A 16,428-nucleotide genomic window follows, 5' to 3' on the forward strand; every position below is an offset into this window, starting at 1 on the left:
GGGCTCAGGCCTTGACGTGGGCGTCGACCAGGTCGAACATGCGCTGGCGCACGTCCTCGACGGTTCCGGTGCCCTCCACCTCGACCAGGAGGCCGCCGCGCTCATAGTGGGACAGCAGCGGCGCCGTCTGGCCGGCGTAGACCTCCATCCGGCGACGGATGGTGTCCTCGTTGTCGTCGGCGCGGCCCTCGATCTCGGCGCGGTCGAGCAGTCGCTGCACCAGCGCCTCCGGCTCCACCATCAGGGACACGACGGCGTCGAGCTTCTCGCCGCGCTCGGAGAGGTAGCGGTCGAGGAAGTGCACCTGGTGCATGGTCCGCGGGAAGCCGTCGAGCAGGAAGCCCGGCTCGCAGTCGGGCTCCGCGAGCCGTGAGGCGACGATCTCCTCGGTCACATCGTCGGGGACGTACTCGCCCGCGTCGATGATCGCCTTCACCTTGACGCCGAGCGGCGTCTGGTTCTTGATGTTGTACCGGAAGATCTCACCGGTGGAGATCGCCGGTACGCCGTAGCGCTCGGCCAAGGCAGTCGCCTGCGTGCCCTTCCCGGCACCAGGCGCTCCCATGATCAGAAGTTTCACTTCAGGAAGCCCTCGTAGTTGCGTTGCTGGAGCTGGCTCTCGATCTTCTTGACCGTGTCAAGACCGACGCCGACGATGATCAGGATCGAGGTGCCGCCGAATGGGAAGTTCTGCTGCGCGCCGACGGCCATGAATGCGATGGTCGGGATCAGGGCGATCACGGCCAGGTACAGGGAGCCCGGGGCGGTCAGGCGCGACAGAACGTACGAGAGGTACCGCTCGGTGGGCTTGCCTGGGCGGATGCCTGGGATGAAGCCGCCGTACTTCTTCATGTTGTCCGCGACCTCTTCAGGGTTGAAGGTGATGGACACGTAGAAGTAGGAGAAGGCGATGATGAGGACGAACTGCACGAGGCTGTAGACCCAGGAGTAGACCCCGGTGCCGGTGAAGTTCGCGGTGATCCACTGCGACACGGCGCCCTCGGGCCGGAAGGTCGCGTAGAGGACAGGGAGGTACATGATCGACGAGGCGAAAATGACCGGGATGACGCCGGACTGGTTGACCTTCAGCGGGATGTAGGTGGTGGAACCACCGACGAGGCGACGGCCGACCATGCGCTTGGCGTACTGGACGGGGATGCGACGCTGACCCTGCTCGACAAAGATGATGCCGAGCATCACGAGCAGGCCGATGCCGATCACGACGAAGAACAGCACCCAGCCGGTGACGCCGGGATGGCCCTGCTTGATGGACCAGAGGCCGGCGGGGAAGCTGGCGGCGATCTGGGTGAAGATCATGATCGACATGCCGTTGCCGACGCCGCGCTCGGTGATGAGCTCACCCATCCACATGATGATCGCGGTGCCCGCAGTCATGATGAGGATCATGGTGATCAGCGGGAACAGCTCCTGCGAGTAGAGGATGCCGTCACAGCCCTGCAGGAGCTGGCCGGTGCGAGCCATGGTGACGAACGCGGTGGCGTTGAGCACGGCGAGGACCAGCGTCAGGTAGCGCGTGTACTCGGTGATCTTGGCGGTGCCGGAGGCACCCTCCTTCTTCAGCGCCTCGAGGCGCGGGATCACGACGGTGAGCAGCTGCAGGATGATCGAGCTCGTGATGTAGGGCATGATGCCGAGCGCGAAGATGGTCAGCTGCAGCAGCGCGCCACCCGAGAACAGGTTCACGATGTTGTAGATGCCTGCCTGGTCGCCGGTGCTGGCGATCGCGACACACTGGTCGATCCTGGCCATGTTCACGTTCGGCGTCGGGATCGACGAGCCAAGTCGGAACACGGCGACGATGCCCAACGTGAAGAGGAGCTTCTTGCGAAGGTCCGGTGTCTTCAACGCGTTAGCGAGAGCGGAGAGCATCCAAGACTACTTTCGACTAGTGACATGACACGGCGACGTGCGAGGCACGGCAACCACCGCAGCCTACCAAGCACTCCCCCACCACCAAAACTCCCTTCCCAGTCTCAGTGAGCGCCGGACGGGCGGGCATGCGAAAGGGTGGGGCCGGAGAACCGGACCCACCCCTTCAGATCTTGCTGATCAGATCGCGTTGGCGGAACCGCCAGCGGCCTCCAGCTTCTCCTTTGCGGAGTTGGAGAACGCGTTGGCGCTCACCTTCAGCGCGACGGACACGTCACCGGTGCCGAGCACCTTGACGAGCGAACCGTCACGCACGGCGCCGGCCTCCACGAGGTCGGCGACGGTGACGTCGCCACCCTTCGGGAAGAGCTCGGCGATGCGACCGACGTTGACGACCTGGTATTCCACCCGGAACGGGTTCTTGAAGCCCTTGAGCTTCGGCAGGCGCATGTGGATCGGCATCTGGCCGCCCTCGAAGTTCTGAGGAACGTTCTTGCGCGCGCCGGTGCCCTTGGTACCGCGACCCGCGGTCTTACCCTTCGAACCCTCACCACGGCCGACACGAGTCTTCTCGGTCTTGGCGCCGGGGGCGGGACGCAGATGGTGCAGCTTGAGCGACATGGTCACTTCACCTCTTCCACGGTAACGAGATGGGCAACCGTGCGGATCATGCCACGGACCTCGGGACGGTCCTCGCGCGTCACGGTGTCACCGATCCGCTTGAGGCCGAGGGTACGCAGCGTGTCACGCTGGTACTGCTTGCCGCCCACCCCAGACTTTGACTGGGTGATCTTGAGCTCTGCCATTACTTGGCCACCTCTTCCTTTGCTGCGCGCAGCAGGGCGGCGGGGGCCACGTCTTCGACGGGCAGACCGCGACGCTGAGCGACAGCCTCGGGGGTCTCGAGCTGCTTGAGCGCGTCAACGGTGGCGTGCACCACGTTGATGGCGTTCGAGGAACCGAGCGACTTCGACAGGACGTCGTGGACGCCGGCGCACTCGAGCACCGCACGCGCGGAGCCGCCTGCGATGACACCGGTACCGGGCGAAGCCGGACGCAGCAGCACGACGCCGCCGGCCTTCTCACCTTCGACCGAGTGCGGGATGGTGCGCTGGATCAGCGGAACGCGGAAGAAGTGCTTCTTGGCCTCTTCAACGCCCTTGGCGATGGCGGCCGGCACCTCCTTCGCCTTGCCGTAGCCGATGCCGACCATACCCTCGCCGTCGCCGACGACGACCAGCGCGGTGAAGCTGAAGCGACGACCACCCTGGACGACCTTGGCGACGCGGTTGATGCTCACCACGCGCTCGAGGTACTTGCTTTCTTCCTTCTGAGCCTGGCCACGACGATCGTCACGGCCACGACGCTCACCCGCGCCGGAACGGCGCTGCTGGGTTTCACTCATCGTGAATTCCTTTCGTCGTGTTAGAAGCCGAGCCCGGCCTCGCGGGCGGCGTCGGCCAGGGCCGCGATCCGCCCGTGGTACTTGTTACCTGCACGGTCGAAGACGACCTGCTCGACACCGGCGGCCTTGGCACGCTCGGCGATCATGGAACCGACCTTGCGGGCCTTCTCCGACTTGTCTCCGTCGGCCGAACGCAGGTCGGCCTCCATCGTCGAGGCGGAGGCGAGCGTCTTGCCCTGCTTGTCGTCGATCACCTGAACGAACAGGTGGCGCGACGAGCGGGTGACGACAAGGCGGGGACGGTCGGCCGAGCCGTTGATCTTCTTGCGTGCACGCAGCTGACGACGTGCGCGTGAAGCGGTCTTCGGAGCAAGCGACTTGGTGTGCTTGATCGAGATGGCCATTACTTACCAGCCTTTCCAGCCTTGCGGCGGACGTGCTCGCCCGCGTAGCGGACGCCCTTGCCCTTGTACGGCTCGGGCTTGCGAATCTTGCGGATGTTGGCCGCGGTCTCGCCGACAAGCTGCTTGTCGATGCCCTTGACCGAGAAACGGGTGGGGGTCTCGACAATGAACTCGATGCCCTCAGGCGCGTCCACGATCACCGGGTGCGAGAAGCCGAGCGCGAACTCGAGCTGCTTCGGACCCTTGGAGATCACGCGGTAACCGACGCCGACGATCTCGAGCTTCTTCTCGTAGCCCTCGGTGACGCCGAGCATCATGTTGTTGACAAGGGTGCGGGTCAGGCCGTGCAGCGAACGCGACTCGCGCTCGTCGTTCGGGCGCGAAACCTGCAGCTGGCCGTCTTCGCCCTTGGCGATGGTGATCGGCTCAGCGACGGTGAGCGTCAGGGTGCCCTTCGGGCCCTTGACGTCGACCTTCTGGCCGTCGAGCTTGACGTCCACACCGGACGGAATGGCGATGGGGAGCCTGCCAATTCGTGACATTTTGTGTTTCTCCTTACCTTCGCCGGATCACCAGACGTAGGCGAGCACTTCGCCGCCCACGGACTTGGACTTGGCGTCGCGGTCAGTCAGCAGACCGTGCGACGTCGAGATGATCGCGATGCCGAGGCCGTTGAGCACCTTGGGGAGCTCGTTGGACTTCGCGTAGACGCGAAGGCCCGGCTTGCTGATGCGGCGGATGCCGACTATCGAGCGCTCGCGCGACTCGCCGTACTTGAGCGTCAGCTTCAGAACCTTGCCGACCTGACCCTCGACCTCGGTGAGCTCGTAATCGGCGATGTAGCCGTTGGCCTTGAGGATCTCGGCGATACCGACCTTGATCTTCGATGACGGCATGGACGTGGAATCCAGGAACGCCTGGTTGGCGTTGCGCAGACGCGTGAGCATGTCTGCGATCGGATCAGTCATCGTCATGACTTGTTGCCTCTTTTCTTACACCGGTTTCCGGAACCCGGACCTGGTGTCAGTTGAATGGAATGCGGGGTCGGGTCACCAGGACGACTTGGTCACACCGGGGAGTTCCCCAGCGTGGGCCATGTCGCGCAGGCAGATGCGGCACAGACCGAACTTGCGGTAGACCGAGTGGGGTCGACCGCACTTCTGGCAGCGCGTGTAGGCGCGCACACCGAACTTCGGCTTGCGGGACTGCTTGACCTTGAGTGCTGTCTTAGCCATGGACTAATCGCCTCACTTCTTCTTCTTGGCGTAGTAAGCGGGGCCGCGCTTGGCCTTCTGCTTCTTCGGGTCGTCGACAGCCTTGAAGGGGAAGCCGAGGTGCTTGAGCAGCGCGCGACCCTCCTCGTCGTTGTCGGCGGAGGTGACGAACGTGATGTCCATGCCGCGCACGCGGTCGATCTTGTCCTGATCGATCTCAAGGAACACGACCTGCTCGGACAGACCGAAGGTGTAGTTGCCGTTGCCGTCGAACTGGCGGCCGTTGAGGCCACGGAAGTCGCGGATACGCGGCAGCGCCAGCGTCAGGAGACGGTCGGCGAACTCCCACATGCGATCGCCACGCAGCGTGACGTGACAGCCGATGGGCTGGCCCTCACGCAGCTTGAACTGTGCGATCGACTTGCGGGCCTTCGTGACCGACGGCTTCTGGCCGGTGATCGCGGTGAGGTCCTTGATCGCGCCCTCGATGATCTTCGAGTCGCGCGCAGCCTCGCCGACACCCATGTTGACCACGATCTTGGTGAGACCGGGGATCTGCATGACGTTGTCGTAGCTGAACTCTTCCTGCAGGGCAGGAACGATCGTCTCGCGGTACTTGGACTTGAGACGGGGCATCGTGGTGGTCGAGGTCTCGCTCATCAGATCTCCTCACCGGTCTTGCGGGCGATGCGCACGGAGCGCTCGGCCTTGTACTCGGAACCGTCGGGACGACGCTTGGTCACCTCGACGCGCTTGTAGCCGACACGGGTGGGAACTTCCTTGCCGTCGACCTTGACCACCAGCGAGACGTTGCTCACGTGGATCGGGGCCTCGACGTTGATGATCCCGCCCTCGACCTTGCGGCCGGTGGCGGTCTGCGACTCGCGGCGGTGCTTCTTGACCAGGTTCACGCCCTGGACGGTGACACGCTCGTTGGCCGGGTCGACGGAGATGACCTCTCCGGTCACACCCTTGTCCTTGCCCGAGATGACCAGAACGCGGTCACCCTTCTTGATGTTGAGGCCTGCCATGTCAGATCACCTCCGGTGCGAGCGAGACGATGCGCATGAAGCGCTTCTCGCGGAGCTCACGGGCGACGGGGCCGAAGATGCGGGTGCCGCGGGGCTCCCCGTCGCTCTTCAGGATGACAGCCGCGTTCTCGTCGAACTTGATGTAGGAACCGTCGGCGCGGCGACGCTCCTTCTTGGTGCGGACGACGACGGCCTTGACCACATCGCCCTTCTTCACGTTGCCGCCAGGGATGGCATCCTTGACGGTGGCGACAATGGTGTCACCGAGGTAGGCATAGCGACGCTTGGATCCACCGAGAACACGGATGCAGAGGATTTCCTTCGCACCAGTGTTGTCGGCGACCTTAAGCCGCGACTCCTGCTGGATCATTACTTCTCCTTGCTCCACCGGTTCCGATGAAAGGCCTTGTGGAACTAGAAACGAACCTCCTGGATTTTGCCAGAAGGCAACCCCCAGCTCGAGGGAGAGGGGGCCACGGTCGTCGCCCGGGAAAGGTCCCCCCGAAGGGGCACAGACCCAAGACAACTTGGACAGTCTATCCCACGGGACCTGAGCGGGAAAATCGCGGTGACAGGCGTCGGCGTCACTCGCTGCGCAGGGCCTCGACCGGGTCCTTGCGCGAGGCAGCCGAGGCAGGGATCAGGCCCGCGAGCGAGGTCAGCGCCATCGAGATAAGCACGAGCACGATCGCGGCCTGCCATGGCAGCCGGGCCACGTTCTCGATGTCGAAGTTCGAGTAGACGATGGCGTTGGCCGGGATGGTGAGCAGGAAGGTGATGCCGACGCCGAGCGCGCCGGCCACGAAGCCGACGATCAGGGTCTCGGCGTTGAAGACGCGCCGGATGTCGCGCTTGCTCGCGCCGATCGAGCGCAGGATGCCGATCTCCTTCTTGCGCTCGAGCACGGAGATGTAGGTGATCACGCCGATCATGATCGACGAGACGATCAGCGAGATCGCGACGAACGCGACGAGGACGTAGCTGACCATGTTGACGATGTCGGTGACCGATCCCATCAGCGCGCCGACCAGGTCGGTGTAGTTGATCACCTTGTCCTCGGCGCCGTCGGAGCGCATGCGCTCGTTGTACGAGTCGAGGATCTCGATGACGCGCCCCTTTCCCTCGAAGTCCACCGGGTAGATCTCGATGGTGGAGGGGTCGGCCGGGTCGGCGTAGCCGAGCTTGCGGAGGTTCGACTCCACCGAGTTGAGCTCGGTGGTGGCCATCGACATGAGCAGCTGGGTCAGCTCCTCCTGGTTCTTGTTCAGGGAGAAGGCCTCGGTGAAGGCATCCTCATCGATGCTCATGGCTTCGCTCATCTGCTCGGTGAGCTGGCTCATGGAGTCCTCGAGGGCCGCCGTGATCTGGGTCTGCAGTGCGTCACCGATCTGGCTGCTCACCTCCCCCATGTAGGTGGCCATCACCTCCTCCATGTACCCGGTGATGGCGCCCTGCAGTTGCGCCTCGAGGCTGGAGGTGTCGATCAGCCCCATGGCCTCGCTCTGGAGCGCCTGCCCCGCGTCGGAGGCGAGAAAGTCCTGCATGCCTGCCCCGACGTCGGCCACCTCGAGCCCGTTGGCGGTGGCGTGGGCGAGGTAGCCCGTGACGAACCGCGTGACGAGGCCCGGCTCAGCGGTGGGATCGGTCGCGGTGAGCAGCCGGGCCGCCTTGGGAGAGGCGAGGAAGGCTGGGAAGTTGGTCGCGGTGTCCGCAGGGTCGGCCCCCGCTGCCGTGGTGAAGTCCAGGTAGCCCTGGAGCAGCCCGGCCACCACCGCACCCGCCTGGCCCGCGTCGGCCTCGAGGTTGTCCGGTGGGCGCACGAGGGTGGTCAGGTCGATGTCGCCCATGACAGCGGAAAGGTCCAGCTCCGGCATCGCGGAGGGGTCGAGCTCGATCTCGGGCATCGAGAGGTCGTCGAGTCCGCCGAGGTCGAGCTGGAGCTTCGACTCGTCGAAGACGAACGCCTTCTCGATGGCCGCCTCGTCGACGGTGATCAGGGAGGCAAGGTCGAGTTCCTCCGGGTTGGCCTCGTCCTCGGCAAAGCTGCGGCCCGAGAAGACGTTCACGTCGCGGTGTTCGAGCTGGCTTCGCACGATCTCGGTCTCCGCCGCCCGCTCCATCAGCTGCCGGGTGAGCGCCGAGGTGTAGTAGATGCCGGGCCGCAGCACCGAGTTGTCCCCGTTGGGCTGGACGACCCCGACCACCCGCAACGTCTCCCCCGCCTCGACGAGGCTTCTCATGTGCGCGGCGTCGCCACTTCGGTCGGTCCAGACGCCGTACTGCTCGTCGTAGCGGTAGCGGTCGGTCGCGGCGATCAGGCGGAAGGTGACGTCCATCACCTCGTCGTAGCTGAAGCCGAGCGCCTCTTCAGGGGTGCTCACCTCCTCTTCGTTGACGACCTGCCTGACCATCTCGTCGAGTTCGGCGGAGTCGCGAAGGCCCATGGCGTAGAGCGCGAGGTCGGAGATGCCTGCGTTGTTGCTGAGCACGACGACGGTCTCATCGGGGCCGGTCGGCCAGCGGCCCGCCTTGACGTCGTACTGGGTGTCGACGAGGGAGAGGTCGTCGACGAGTTCGGAGAAGACGCTCGAGCTTCCCGCCGAGCCGAGCAGCGATCCCCCAGCCCCCGAGGGTGCGAGGCCGAGCGAGGACATGGTGGTGTCGGGGTTGACCTGGCGCACCCCGGCGCTGACGTCGGAGGCGAAGATCTGCGGCGTGACGTCATAGGAGTACTGGATCGAGTTGACCGATGAGTCGATCCCTCCCCCGTCGCCGTCGAGGTAGGTCTTCAGCGAGCGGAGGTCATTGGTGCCGATGCCGTCGAACATGGTGGAGAGCAGTTGCACCTCGTGCACGTCACCCTCGGGCGTGCTGCCTTCATCGGAGCCGCCGTCCATCAGCCCGGCAGAGGCGGCGAGCATCGAGCCGATGTCGAACCCCTGGCTCTCGATGGCGAGCGGGTACATCGAGAGGGTGTCCTCCTCGACCCCCTTGATGTAGGCGTTGACGCCGTTGGCGAGGGCGAGGATGGCGGCGATCCCGATGATGCCGATGCTGCCCGCGAACGACGTCATCAGGGTGCGACCCTTCTTCGTCATCAGGTTGTTGAACGACAGGGCGATCGCCGTCAGGAAGGACATCGAGGTGCGCCGTGCCTGCGATCTCTCCTCCTGGGCGGCGTCATCGGGGACGAACGGGTCGCTGTCTGAGGACACGACGCCGTCGCGAAGCTGCACGATCCGGGTCGCGTACTCCTCGGCCAGCTCCGGATTGTGGGTGACCATGATGACAAGCCGGTCCTGGGCGATGCTGGTCAGCAAGCCCATGATCTGGACGCTTGTGTGCGAGTCGAGCGCACCGGTCGGCTCGTCCGCGAGCAGGATCTCCGGGTCGTTGATCAGCGCGCGGGCGATGGCGACGCGCTGCATCTGCCCGCCTGACAGCTGGTTCGGTCGCTTGTGGACGTGGTCGCCGAGGCCCACCTGCTCGAGCGCCTCGACCGCCCGTCGCCTGCGTTCCGCGGGCGAGACGCCCGCGAGGGTGAGGGCCAGCTCGACGTTGGCGAGCACAGTCTGGTGCGGGATCAGGTTGTAGCTCTGGAAGACGAACCCGATCCGGTTGTTGCGGTAGGTGTCCCAGTCACGGTCGCGGTAGCGGGAGGTCTCCACGCCGTCGATGACGAGGTTTCCCGAGTCGTAGTGGTCGAGGCCGCCGACGACATTGAGCAGGGTGGTCTTGCCCGAACCGGAGGGACCGAGGATGGCCACGAACTCGTTGTCGCGGAAGCTGATCGACACGTCATCGAGCGCGATCTGCGTGAAGTCGCCCGTCGTGTAGGACTTGCGCACCTCGCTGAGTTGCAGCACCTGGTACCCCCTCTCTTCGGCTCGCGGGTCCGGGTCGGCTGAGCCCACGCAATCCTACGTCGGGCCCCCGGAGGCCAACGGTCGGGCCCCGGATGGGGGTTGACTCAGGGCCGTCCCCTGTGGTGCAGCCACTGGCCGGCTGGCATGCTGGACGCATGAAGTTCCTCACCAGGCTTATCGTCACCGCCATCGCCACCGCCGCCGCCGTCTGGCTCATCCCGGGCATCGATCTCACCGCGGCCGACACGAGCGACAAGGTGATCACGCTGCTCGTGGTCGCCCTGATCTTCGGAGTCGTCAACGCCATCGTCAAGCCCGTCGTCACGGTCGTGAGCACCTGCCTCGTCGTGCTGACGCTCGGGTTGTTCCTGCTCGTGATCAACGCCCTGATGCTGCTGCTTACCTCCTGGCTCTCGACCCAGTTCGGTCTCGGCTTCCACGTCGACGGTTTCTGGCCCGCCCTGTTCGGCTCGATCGTGATCTCGATCGTCGGCTCGCTGCTCGGCGGCCTGCTGAACGTCGACAAGGAGAAGTCGCGCAGCTGAGCTCAGCCCTTCACAGCCCCGCCGAGCCCGGCTCCGCTCAGGAACAGGCGCTGGAAGGCGAGGAAGAGCGCGACCGGCGTCAGGGTGGCGATGGAGGGCGGCGCGAGGAACACGCCGGTGCGCCAGGACATTCCGGCGAAGGCAAAGGCCGCGGTCGACGCGCTGCTCGCGCAGATCTCCGGCGCTGAGGCGCCGCCGAGGTCCGCCTCCCCGTCGAACTGGCCCGCCGTGGCTCCGTCGGGCTCGCCCCGACTGCCTGAGCCGTAGTGCTGCGGGGGTCCGGACTCGCGTCCACGAGCGTCAGCCCACGACACGACGAAGCGGCCCGCCCCTGAAAGGGACGGGCCGCTCGAAAAGGTGCCTTACTTGGCGCGCTCGATGATCTCGACCAGGCGCCAGCGCTTCTGCGCCGACAGCGGCCGGGTCTCCATCACGCGAACGCGGTCGCCGATGCCGGCTTCGTTGCTCTCGTCGTGGGCCTTCAGGCGCTCCGACTTGGTCATGACCTTGCCGTAGAGCGGGTGCTTCACGCGGTCTTCGACCAGCACGACGATCGTCTTGTCCATCTTGTCGGACACGACAACGCCCTGGAGGACCTTGCGACGGTTGCGCTCTTCAGTGGTGGTGATCTCTTCGCTCATGTTCACTTCTCCTCAACGGCGGGCTCGTCCACGATGCCGAGGTTGCGCTCCTGCAGCACGGTGTAGATGCGGGCGATGTCCTTACGCACGTTGCGCAGACGGCTGCTCGACTCCAGCTGGCCGGTGGCCGCCTGGAAGCGAAGACCGAACAGTTCCTCCTTCAGCTCAACGACCTTTGCGTTGAGCTGATCACGCGACAGACCACGAAGGTCGTGTGCGGCGAGAGACTTACTCATCAGTTGTCACCTGCTTCGCGCTTGATGAAGCGTGCCTTGAAGGGCAGCTTGTGGATGGCCAGACGCATTGCCTCGCGGGCAACGTCCTCGGGGACGCCGGAGAGCTCGAACAGGACGCGTCCGGGCTTGATGTTGGCGACCCACCACTCGGGCGAGCCCTTGCCGGAACCCATGCGGGTCTCGGCCGGCTTCTTGGTAAGGGGGCGGTCCGGGTACACGTTGATCCAGACCTTACCGCCACGCTTGATGTGACGGGTCATGGCGATACGGGCTGCCTCGATCTGACGGTTGGTCAGGTAGGAGGACTCCAGCGACTGGATGCCGTAGTCGCCGAAGGCCAGCTTCGTGCCGCCCTTGGCAGCGCCGTCCCGCTTGGGGTGGTGCTGCTTACGGAACTTAACTCGACGAGGAATCAGCATGACTTATGCTCCTGCGTTCTCAGTTGCGGGCGCAGCCGGGGCCTCGGCCTGGGCTGCGTCGGCGCGACGGCGACCGCCGCGCTCGGGACGATCTCCACGGTCACCGCGGGCCGGACGACGGCCCGGACGCTGACGACCGGACGGCGCGTTGTTGCGGGCGGCCTTCTGGGCTGCACGCTCGGCGCGGGTGCCTGCCACGTCTCCCTTGTAGATCCACACCTTGACGCCGATGCGGCCGAAGGTGGTGCGGGCCTCGTAGAAGCCGTAGTCGATGTCGGCGCGGAGGGTGTGCAGCGGCACCTGGCCGTCACGGTAACCCTCGGAGCGCGACATCTCCGCGCCGCCGAGACGACCGGAGCACTTGATGCGGATACCCTTGGCGCCCGCACGCATGGCGGTCTGCTGGGCCTTGCGCATGGCGCGACGGAAGGCGACACGGGCGCCGAGCTGCTCGGCGATGCCCTGGGCGACCAGCTGAGCGTCGATCTCGGGGTTCTTGACCTCGAGGATGTTCAGCTGAACCTGCTTCCCGGTGAGCTTCTCGAGCTCGGCGCGGACGCGCTCCGCCTCGGCGCCGTTGCGTCCGATGACGATGCCCGGGCGGGCGGCGTGCAGGAAGATGGTCACGCGCTCGGAGCGACGCTCGATCTCGATGGACGAGATGCCTGCGCGCTCGAGAGTCTTGGTCAGGTACTCACGGATCTTGACATCCTCACCGACGTACTGCGAGTACTGCTTGTCGCTGTACCAACGGGAGGTGTGGTCGGTGGTGATGCCGAGGCGGAAGCCGTTCGGGTTGATCTTCTGGCCCATTGTCAGGCTCCCTTCGTCTCGCGAGGTTCGACGACCACGGTGATGTGCGAGCCGCGCTTCAGGATGCGGCTGGCCGATCCCTTGGCCCGGGGGCGGATCCGTCGGAGGGTGACACCCTCGTCGACGAACGCCTTGGAAATGTACAGGTCATCAGCGCGCATGCCCTCTGCCGTCTCCGCGTTGGCCACGGCCGAGGCCACGACCTTGTAGACCGGCTCGGAAGCGGCCTGCGGGGCGAACTTGAGGGCGACAAGGGCGTCCTTGACGTCCATGCCGCGGACGAGGTCGATGACGCGACGAACCTTTGTGGGGCTCATGCGGACGTGACGCGCGATGGCGTACGAGCCGTCGCGATCGCCCAGGAGGGCCTCGCGACGACGGCTGTTGCCGTTCTCGTTGCTCATAGTTGAATCAGTTCCTTATCTCGCGCCTCAGCGGCGGCGGGCCTTCTTGTCGTCCTTCACGTGACCCTTGAAGGTACGCGTCGGAGCGAACTCGCCCAGCTTGTGACCGATCATGGACTCGGTGACGAACACCGGGACATGCTTGCGACCGTCGTGCACCGCGATGGTGTGCCCCAGCATGTCGGGGATGATCATCGAGCGGCGCGACCAGGTGCGGATGACGTTCTTGGTGCCCTTTTCGTTCTGAACTTCCACCTTCTTGAACAGGTGGTCGTCGACGAAGGGGCCCTTCTTCAGGCTGCGTGGCATTGTTCCTCAGGCTCCCTATCAGCGCTTCTTGCCGGTCTTGCGACGACGGACGATAAGACGGTTGCTCGCCTTGTTCTTGTCGCGGGTACGGCCCTCGGGCTTGCCCCACGGCGACACGGGGTGACGACCACCGGACGTGCGGCCCTCGCCACCACCGTGCGGGTGGTCGACGGGGTTCATCACGACACCGCGGACGGTCGGGCGGATGCCCTTCCAGCGGTTACGGCCGGCCTTGCCCCAGTTGATGTTCGACTGCTCGGCGTTGCCGACCGTGCCGATCGTGGCGCGGCAGCGGACGTCGACCATGCGCATCTCACCGGAGGGCAGACGCAGCGTGGCGTACTTGCCTTCACGGGCGACGAGCTGGATCGCGGACCCGGCCGAGCGGCCGAGCTTCGCACCGCCACCCGGACGCAGCTCCACGGCGTGGACCGTGGTGCCGACGGGGATCTGACGCAGTTCGAGGTTGTTGCCCGGCTTGATGTCGGAGCCCTCGCCCGCCGAGATGACGGTGCCCTGGGTCAGCCCGTTGGGGGCGATGATGTAGCGCTTCTCGCCGTCCGCGTAGTGCAGCAGCGCGATGCGGGCGGTGCGGTTGGGGTCGTACTCGATGTGAGCGACCTTCGCCGGCACGCCGTCCTTGTCGTAGCGCTTGAAATCGATGATGCGGTAGGCCTGCTTGTGGCCGCCGCCGATGTGGCGCGTGGTGATCCGGCCGGTGTTGTTACGACCGCCGGTCTTGGTCTTCGGTGCGAGCAGCGACTTCTCCGGAGTGGAGCGCGTGAGCTCGACGAAGTCGGACACGCTCGAGCCACGACGGCCCGGCGTAGTCGGCTTGTACTTACGGATACCCATGAGTCAAATTCCTTGCTTCTAAGAGGCTCCCGGTCAGCCGACCGGACCCCCGAAGATGTCGATGCTCTCGCCCTCGGCCAGGGTGATGATCGCACGCTTGGTGTCGGCCTTCTTGCCGTAGCCGTAGCGCGTACGACGACGCTTGCCCTGACGGTTGAGGGTGTTCACGGACGCGACCTTGACCCCGAAGATCTGCTCGATGGCGATCTTGATCTCGGTCTTGTTGGCGTCGGGAGCGACGACGAAGGTGTACTTGCCGTCGTCGAGCAGGTTGTAGCTCTTCTCGCTCACCACGGGACGCAGGATGACGTCGCGATGATCGCGGATCTTCAGCGCAGTCGTCACTTGTCCTTCTCCTCGTTGTTGTTGGCGACGGCCGGGACGAACCCGGCAGCCTCGGCGGCCTCGGTGCTGTTGAACCAGACCTCAGCCTTGGTGCGGCCGTACCAAGGCGACTCGGGCGTGTGGTACTTGCCGGAATCGGCGTTGCCCTTGATGTCGTAGCCGGCAGGCGGGTTGTCGCCGCGGTACTGGCCCTCGGCGGTCTCGGCCTCATCGGCCGGAGCCTCCTTGGCCGGAGCGGCCTTGGCGGCGGGAGCCTCGGCGGCGGCCTCAGACTCGGTGGCGACGGCCTTGACCGACTTACCGGTCGCGGGGCCGGCGACGAACGCGGCAAGCGCTGCCGAGGTGAACACGACCTTCTCGTTGACCAGCACGTCGTAGGTGTTGAGCTGGTCGACGGCGAGGGCGTGCACGGTGGCCGCGTTGCGCAGGCTCAGCCAGGCGACGTCCTCGAAGCGGTCGAGCACGACGAGCACCTTGCTGATGTCTCCGGCAACCTTGGTCAGGCTCTGGATCGCGGCCTTCGTCGAGGGCTGCTCGCCCGAGACGATCTCCGAGATCACGAACACCTGGCCGTCGCGGGCGCGGTCCGAGAGAGCGCCACGCAGAGCGGCGGCGATCATCTTCTTGGGGGTGCGCTGCGAGTAGTCACGCGGGGTCGGGCCGTGGACGACGCCACCGCCGGTCCAGATCGGCGAGCGACGCGAACCGTGACGTGCACGGCCGGTGCCCTTCTGGCGCCACGGCTTGATGCCACCGCCGCGGACCTCGCCGCGGGTCTTGGTGTCGTGCGTGCCCTGACGGGCGGCGGCCAGCTGGGCCACGACGACCTGGTGGATCAGGGGGATGTTGGTCTGCGCGTCGAACAGCTCCGCAGGCAGCTCGGCCTTGCCGGCCTTCTCGCCCTTGGCGTCGATCACGTCAACGGTCAGATCGCTCATGCTGCGTCACCCTTCTTAGCTGCGCTGCGGACGACGACGAGGGAACCGGTGTTGCCGGGGATGGCGCCGCGCACCAGCAGCAGGCCACGCTCCGCGTCGACGGCGTGAATCTTCAGGTTCTGGACGGTGACCTTGTCATTGCCCATGCGACCCGCCATGCGAAGGCCCTTGAAGACCCTGCCGGGGGTGGCGCAGCCACCGATGGAGCCGGGCGAGCGGTGCTTGCGGTGCACACCGTGCGAGGCGCGCAGGCCCTTGAAGCCGTGGCGCTTCATGACACCGGCGGTGCCCTTGCCCTTGGAGGTGCCGGTCACGTCGACGACGTCGCCGCCGGCGAAGACCTCGGCGGTCAGCTCCTGGCCCAGTTCGAACTCCGACGCATCAGCGGTGCGGAGCTCGACCAGGTGCTTACGGGGGGTGACGTCAGCCTTGGAGAAGTGACCAGCCTCAGGCTTGGTGACCTTCTTGGCCTTCACGGCACCGTAACCGAGCTGCACGGCGTTGTAGCCGTCGACCTCGGGGGTGCGGACCTGCGTCACGACGCAGGGACCGGCCTGGATGACCGTCACAGGGACGACCTTGTTGTTCTCGTCCCAGAGCTGGGTCATGCCGAGCTTGGTGCCCAGGATGCCCTTCACAATTCGTTCACTCATTTCAGCAGACCTCACGGAAGCTTGATCTCGATGTCAACACCGGCAGGCAGGTCGAGACGCATGAGCGAATCGACCGTCTTCGGCGTCGGATCGAGGATGTCGATCAGCCGCTTGTGCGTGCGCATCTCGAAATGCTCACGGCTGTCCTTGTACTTGTGGGGCGAACGGATAACGCAGAACACGTTCTTCTCCGTCGGCAGCGGCACCGGGCCGGCCACCTTCGCACCCGTGCGAGTCACGGTGTCGACGATCTTGCGCGCCGAGCTGTCGATGACCTCATGGTCATACGCCCGCAGCCTGATGCGGATCTTTTGTCCAGCCACAGTCGTTCCTTCTTCTCGTCCCTTTGGAAATTTCAAGTTCCTACGGGGTAAAACCCCTTGTCGCCCCGACCCCCGCGCTCGGGAGTGTCGCACTAGCCGCCGCACGTGAGTCCGCCTTCCTCTTGGCTTTCGCCGTG

General features: G+C 65.4%; 27 protein-coding genes. 2 read left to right on the forward strand and 25 right to left on the reverse strand.

Annotated features, from left to right (window positions below):
* Window positions 1-4: 4 nt before the first annotated feature.
* The 13 genes from BW733_RS02915 to BW733_RS02975 form a co-directional block, all read right to left on the reverse strand.
* Window positions 5-580 carry an adenylate kinase gene (locus tag BW733_RS02915; protein ID WP_077347747.1) on the reverse strand — a complete coding sequence of 192 codons (576 nt, stop codon included), beginning with the start codon at window positions 578-580 and terminating at the stop codon, window positions 5-7.
* The gene (secY, locus tag BW733_RS02920) at window positions 577-1,890 is read right to left on the reverse strand and encodes a preprotein translocase subunit SecY (protein ID WP_077347749.1); all 1,314 of its coding nucleotides are present in this window, start codon (window positions 1,888-1,890) and stop codon (window positions 577-579) included. The genes BW733_RS02915 and secY overlap by 4 nt, the downstream gene beginning before the upstream one ends.
* Window positions 1,891-2,070: 180 nt before the next feature.
* Window positions 2,071-2,511, reverse strand: a complete 441-nt coding sequence (gene rplO, locus BW733_RS02925) for a 50S ribosomal protein L15 (RefSeq protein WP_077347751.1) — start codon at window positions 2,509-2,511, stop codon at window positions 2,071-2,073.
* 2 nt (window positions 2,512-2,513) lie between these two features.
* A complete protein-coding gene (gene rpmD / locus BW733_RS02930) occupies window positions 2,514-2,696 on the reverse strand; it encodes a 50S ribosomal protein L30 (protein WP_077347753.1) in 183 nt (60 codons plus the stop codon).
* Window positions 2,696-3,295 carry a 30S ribosomal protein S5 gene (rpsE, locus tag BW733_RS02935; protein WP_077347755.1) on the reverse strand — a complete coding sequence of 200 codons (600 nt, stop codon included), beginning with the start codon at window positions 3,293-3,295 and terminating at the stop codon, window positions 2,696-2,698. The genes rpmD and rpsE overlap by 1 nt, the downstream gene beginning before the upstream one ends.
* A 20-nt stretch (window positions 3,296-3,315) precedes the next feature.
* A complete protein-coding gene (rplR, locus tag BW733_RS02940; RefSeq protein WP_077347757.1) occupies window positions 3,316-3,699 on the reverse strand; it encodes a 50S ribosomal protein L18 in 384 nt (127 codons plus the stop codon).
* On the reverse strand, window positions 3,699-4,241 hold the full coding sequence (rplF, locus tag BW733_RS02945; RefSeq protein WP_077347759.1) for a 50S ribosomal protein L6: 543 nt from the start codon (window positions 4,239-4,241) through the stop codon (window positions 3,699-3,701). The genes rplR and rplF overlap by 1 nt, the downstream gene beginning before the upstream one ends.
* Before the next feature lie 27 nt (window positions 4,242-4,268).
* Window positions 4,269-4,673 (reverse strand): 30S ribosomal protein S8, encoded by a 405-nt coding sequence (rpsH, locus tag BW733_RS02950; protein ID WP_077347761.1) that lies wholly within the window; start codon window positions 4,671-4,673, stop codon window positions 4,269-4,271.
* 75 nt (window positions 4,674-4,748) lie between these two features.
* On the reverse strand, window positions 4,749-4,934 hold the full coding sequence (locus BW733_RS02955) for a type Z 30S ribosomal protein S14 (protein ID WP_077347763.1): 186 nt from the start codon (window positions 4,932-4,934) through the stop codon (window positions 4,749-4,751).
* A 12-nt stretch (window positions 4,935-4,946) separates the two neighbouring features.
* Window positions 4,947-5,573 carry a 50S ribosomal protein L5 gene (gene rplE, locus BW733_RS02960; protein ID WP_077347765.1) on the reverse strand — a complete coding sequence of 209 codons (627 nt, stop codon included), beginning with the start codon at window positions 5,571-5,573 and terminating at the stop codon, window positions 4,947-4,949.
* Window positions 5,573-5,944, reverse strand: coding sequence for a 50S ribosomal protein L24 (gene rplX, locus BW733_RS02965; protein ID WP_077347767.1), 372 nt, complete (start codon window positions 5,942-5,944; stop codon window positions 5,573-5,575). The genes rplE and rplX overlap by 1 nt, the downstream gene beginning before the upstream one ends.
* Before the next feature lies 1 nt (window position 5,945).
* Window positions 5,946-6,314: a 50S ribosomal protein L14 gene (rplN, locus tag BW733_RS02970; RefSeq protein WP_077347769.1), complete on the reverse strand. Its 369-nt coding sequence runs from the start codon at window positions 6,312-6,314 to the stop codon at window positions 5,946-5,948.
* Window positions 6,315-6,528: 214 nt separating this feature from the next.
* Window positions 6,529-9,810: an ABC transporter ATP-binding protein/permease gene (locus tag BW733_RS02975; RefSeq protein ID WP_077352659.1), complete on the reverse strand. Its 3,282-nt coding sequence runs from the start codon at window positions 9,808-9,810 to the stop codon at window positions 6,529-6,531.
* 155 nt (window positions 9,811-9,965) lie between these two features.
* On the opposite strand from BW733_RS02975, the gene BW733_RS02980 reads away from it, so the two are divergent.
* Entirely contained in the window at window positions 9,966-10,355 is a 390-nt protein-coding gene (locus BW733_RS02980) for a phage holin family protein (RefSeq protein ID WP_077347771.1), read from the forward strand.
* A 2-nt stretch (window positions 10,356-10,357) separates the two neighbouring features.
* Here BW733_RS02980 and BW733_RS19750 read toward each other — a convergent pair whose 3' ends face one another.
* Window positions 10,358-10,486 (reverse strand): hypothetical protein, encoded by a 129-nt coding sequence (locus BW733_RS19750; protein ID WP_257787457.1) that lies wholly within the window; start codon window positions 10,484-10,486, stop codon window positions 10,358-10,360.
* On the opposite strand from BW733_RS19750, the gene BW733_RS18160 reads away from it, so the two are divergent.
* A complete protein-coding gene (locus BW733_RS18160; RefSeq protein WP_161490114.1) occupies window positions 10,473-10,622 on the forward strand; it encodes a hypothetical protein in 150 nt (49 codons plus the stop codon). The two genes, BW733_RS19750 and BW733_RS18160, sit on opposite strands and share 14 nt — an antisense overlap.
* Window positions 10,623-10,717: 95 nt before the next feature.
* Here the strand turns inward: BW733_RS18160 and rpsQ are convergent, their stop codons facing one another.
* The 11 genes from rpsQ to rpsJ are packed head-to-tail and all read right to left on the reverse strand — an operon-like array spanning window position 10,718 to window position 16,291.
* The gene (gene rpsQ, locus BW733_RS02990; protein WP_077347775.1) at window positions 10,718-10,996 is read right to left on the reverse strand and encodes a 30S ribosomal protein S17; all 279 of its coding nucleotides are present in this window, start codon (window positions 10,994-10,996) and stop codon (window positions 10,718-10,720) included.
* 2 nt (window positions 10,997-10,998) lie between these two features.
* Window positions 10,999-11,232, reverse strand: a complete 234-nt coding sequence (gene rpmC, locus BW733_RS02995) for a 50S ribosomal protein L29 (RefSeq protein WP_077347777.1) — start codon at window positions 11,230-11,232, stop codon at window positions 10,999-11,001.
* Window positions 11,232-11,651 (reverse strand): 50S ribosomal protein L16, encoded by a 420-nt coding sequence (gene rplP, locus BW733_RS03000; RefSeq protein ID WP_077347779.1) that lies wholly within the window; start codon window positions 11,649-11,651, stop codon window positions 11,232-11,234. Before rplP ends, rpmC begins: the two co-directional genes overlap by 1 nt.
* A gap of 3 nt (window positions 11,652-11,654) precedes the next feature.
* Complete coding sequence (rpsC, locus tag BW733_RS03005; protein ID WP_077347781.1) at window positions 11,655-12,464, reverse strand: 30S ribosomal protein S3; 810 nt, start codon at window positions 12,462-12,464, stop codon at window positions 11,655-11,657.
* A gap of 2 nt (window positions 12,465-12,466) precedes the next feature.
* Window positions 12,467-12,868 carry a 50S ribosomal protein L22 gene (rplV, locus tag BW733_RS03010; protein ID WP_077347783.1) on the reverse strand — a complete coding sequence of 134 codons (402 nt, stop codon included), beginning with the start codon at window positions 12,866-12,868 and terminating at the stop codon, window positions 12,467-12,469.
* A 27-nt stretch (window positions 12,869-12,895) separates the two neighbouring features.
* Window positions 12,896-13,177 (reverse strand): 30S ribosomal protein S19, encoded by a 282-nt coding sequence (gene rpsS, locus BW733_RS03015; RefSeq protein WP_077347785.1) that lies wholly within the window; start codon window positions 13,175-13,177, stop codon window positions 12,896-12,898.
* Between the two features lie 18 nt (window positions 13,178-13,195).
* Window positions 13,196-14,032, reverse strand: a complete 837-nt coding sequence (rplB, locus tag BW733_RS03020) for a 50S ribosomal protein L2 (protein ID WP_077347787.1) — start codon at window positions 14,030-14,032, stop codon at window positions 13,196-13,198.
* 33 nt (window positions 14,033-14,065) lie between these two features.
* On the reverse strand, window positions 14,066-14,377 hold the full coding sequence (gene rplW / locus BW733_RS03025; protein ID WP_077347789.1) for a 50S ribosomal protein L23: 312 nt from the start codon (window positions 14,375-14,377) through the stop codon (window positions 14,066-14,068).
* Window positions 14,374-15,315: a 50S ribosomal protein L4, sunset domain variant gene (rplD, locus tag BW733_RS03030; protein WP_077347791.1), complete on the reverse strand. Its 942-nt coding sequence runs from the start codon at window positions 15,313-15,315 to the stop codon at window positions 14,374-14,376. Before rplD ends, rplW begins: the two co-directional genes overlap by 4 nt.
* On the reverse strand, window positions 15,312-15,968 hold the full coding sequence (gene rplC / locus BW733_RS03035; protein WP_077347793.1) for a 50S ribosomal protein L3: 657 nt from the start codon (window positions 15,966-15,968) through the stop codon (window positions 15,312-15,314). Before rplC ends, rplD begins: the two co-directional genes overlap by 4 nt.
* A gap of 11 nt (window positions 15,969-15,979) precedes the next feature.
* The gene (rpsJ, locus tag BW733_RS03040) at window positions 15,980-16,291 is read right to left on the reverse strand and encodes a 30S ribosomal protein S10 (protein WP_015071250.1); all 312 of its coding nucleotides are present in this window, start codon (window positions 16,289-16,291) and stop codon (window positions 15,980-15,982) included.
* Window positions 16,292-16,428: the final 137 nt, after the last annotated feature.

It is taken from the genome of Tessaracoccus flavescens (genome assembly GCF_001998865.1).
Classification (GTDB): Bacteria; Actinomycetota; Actinomycetes; order Propionibacteriales; family Propionibacteriaceae; genus Arachnia; species Arachnia flavescens.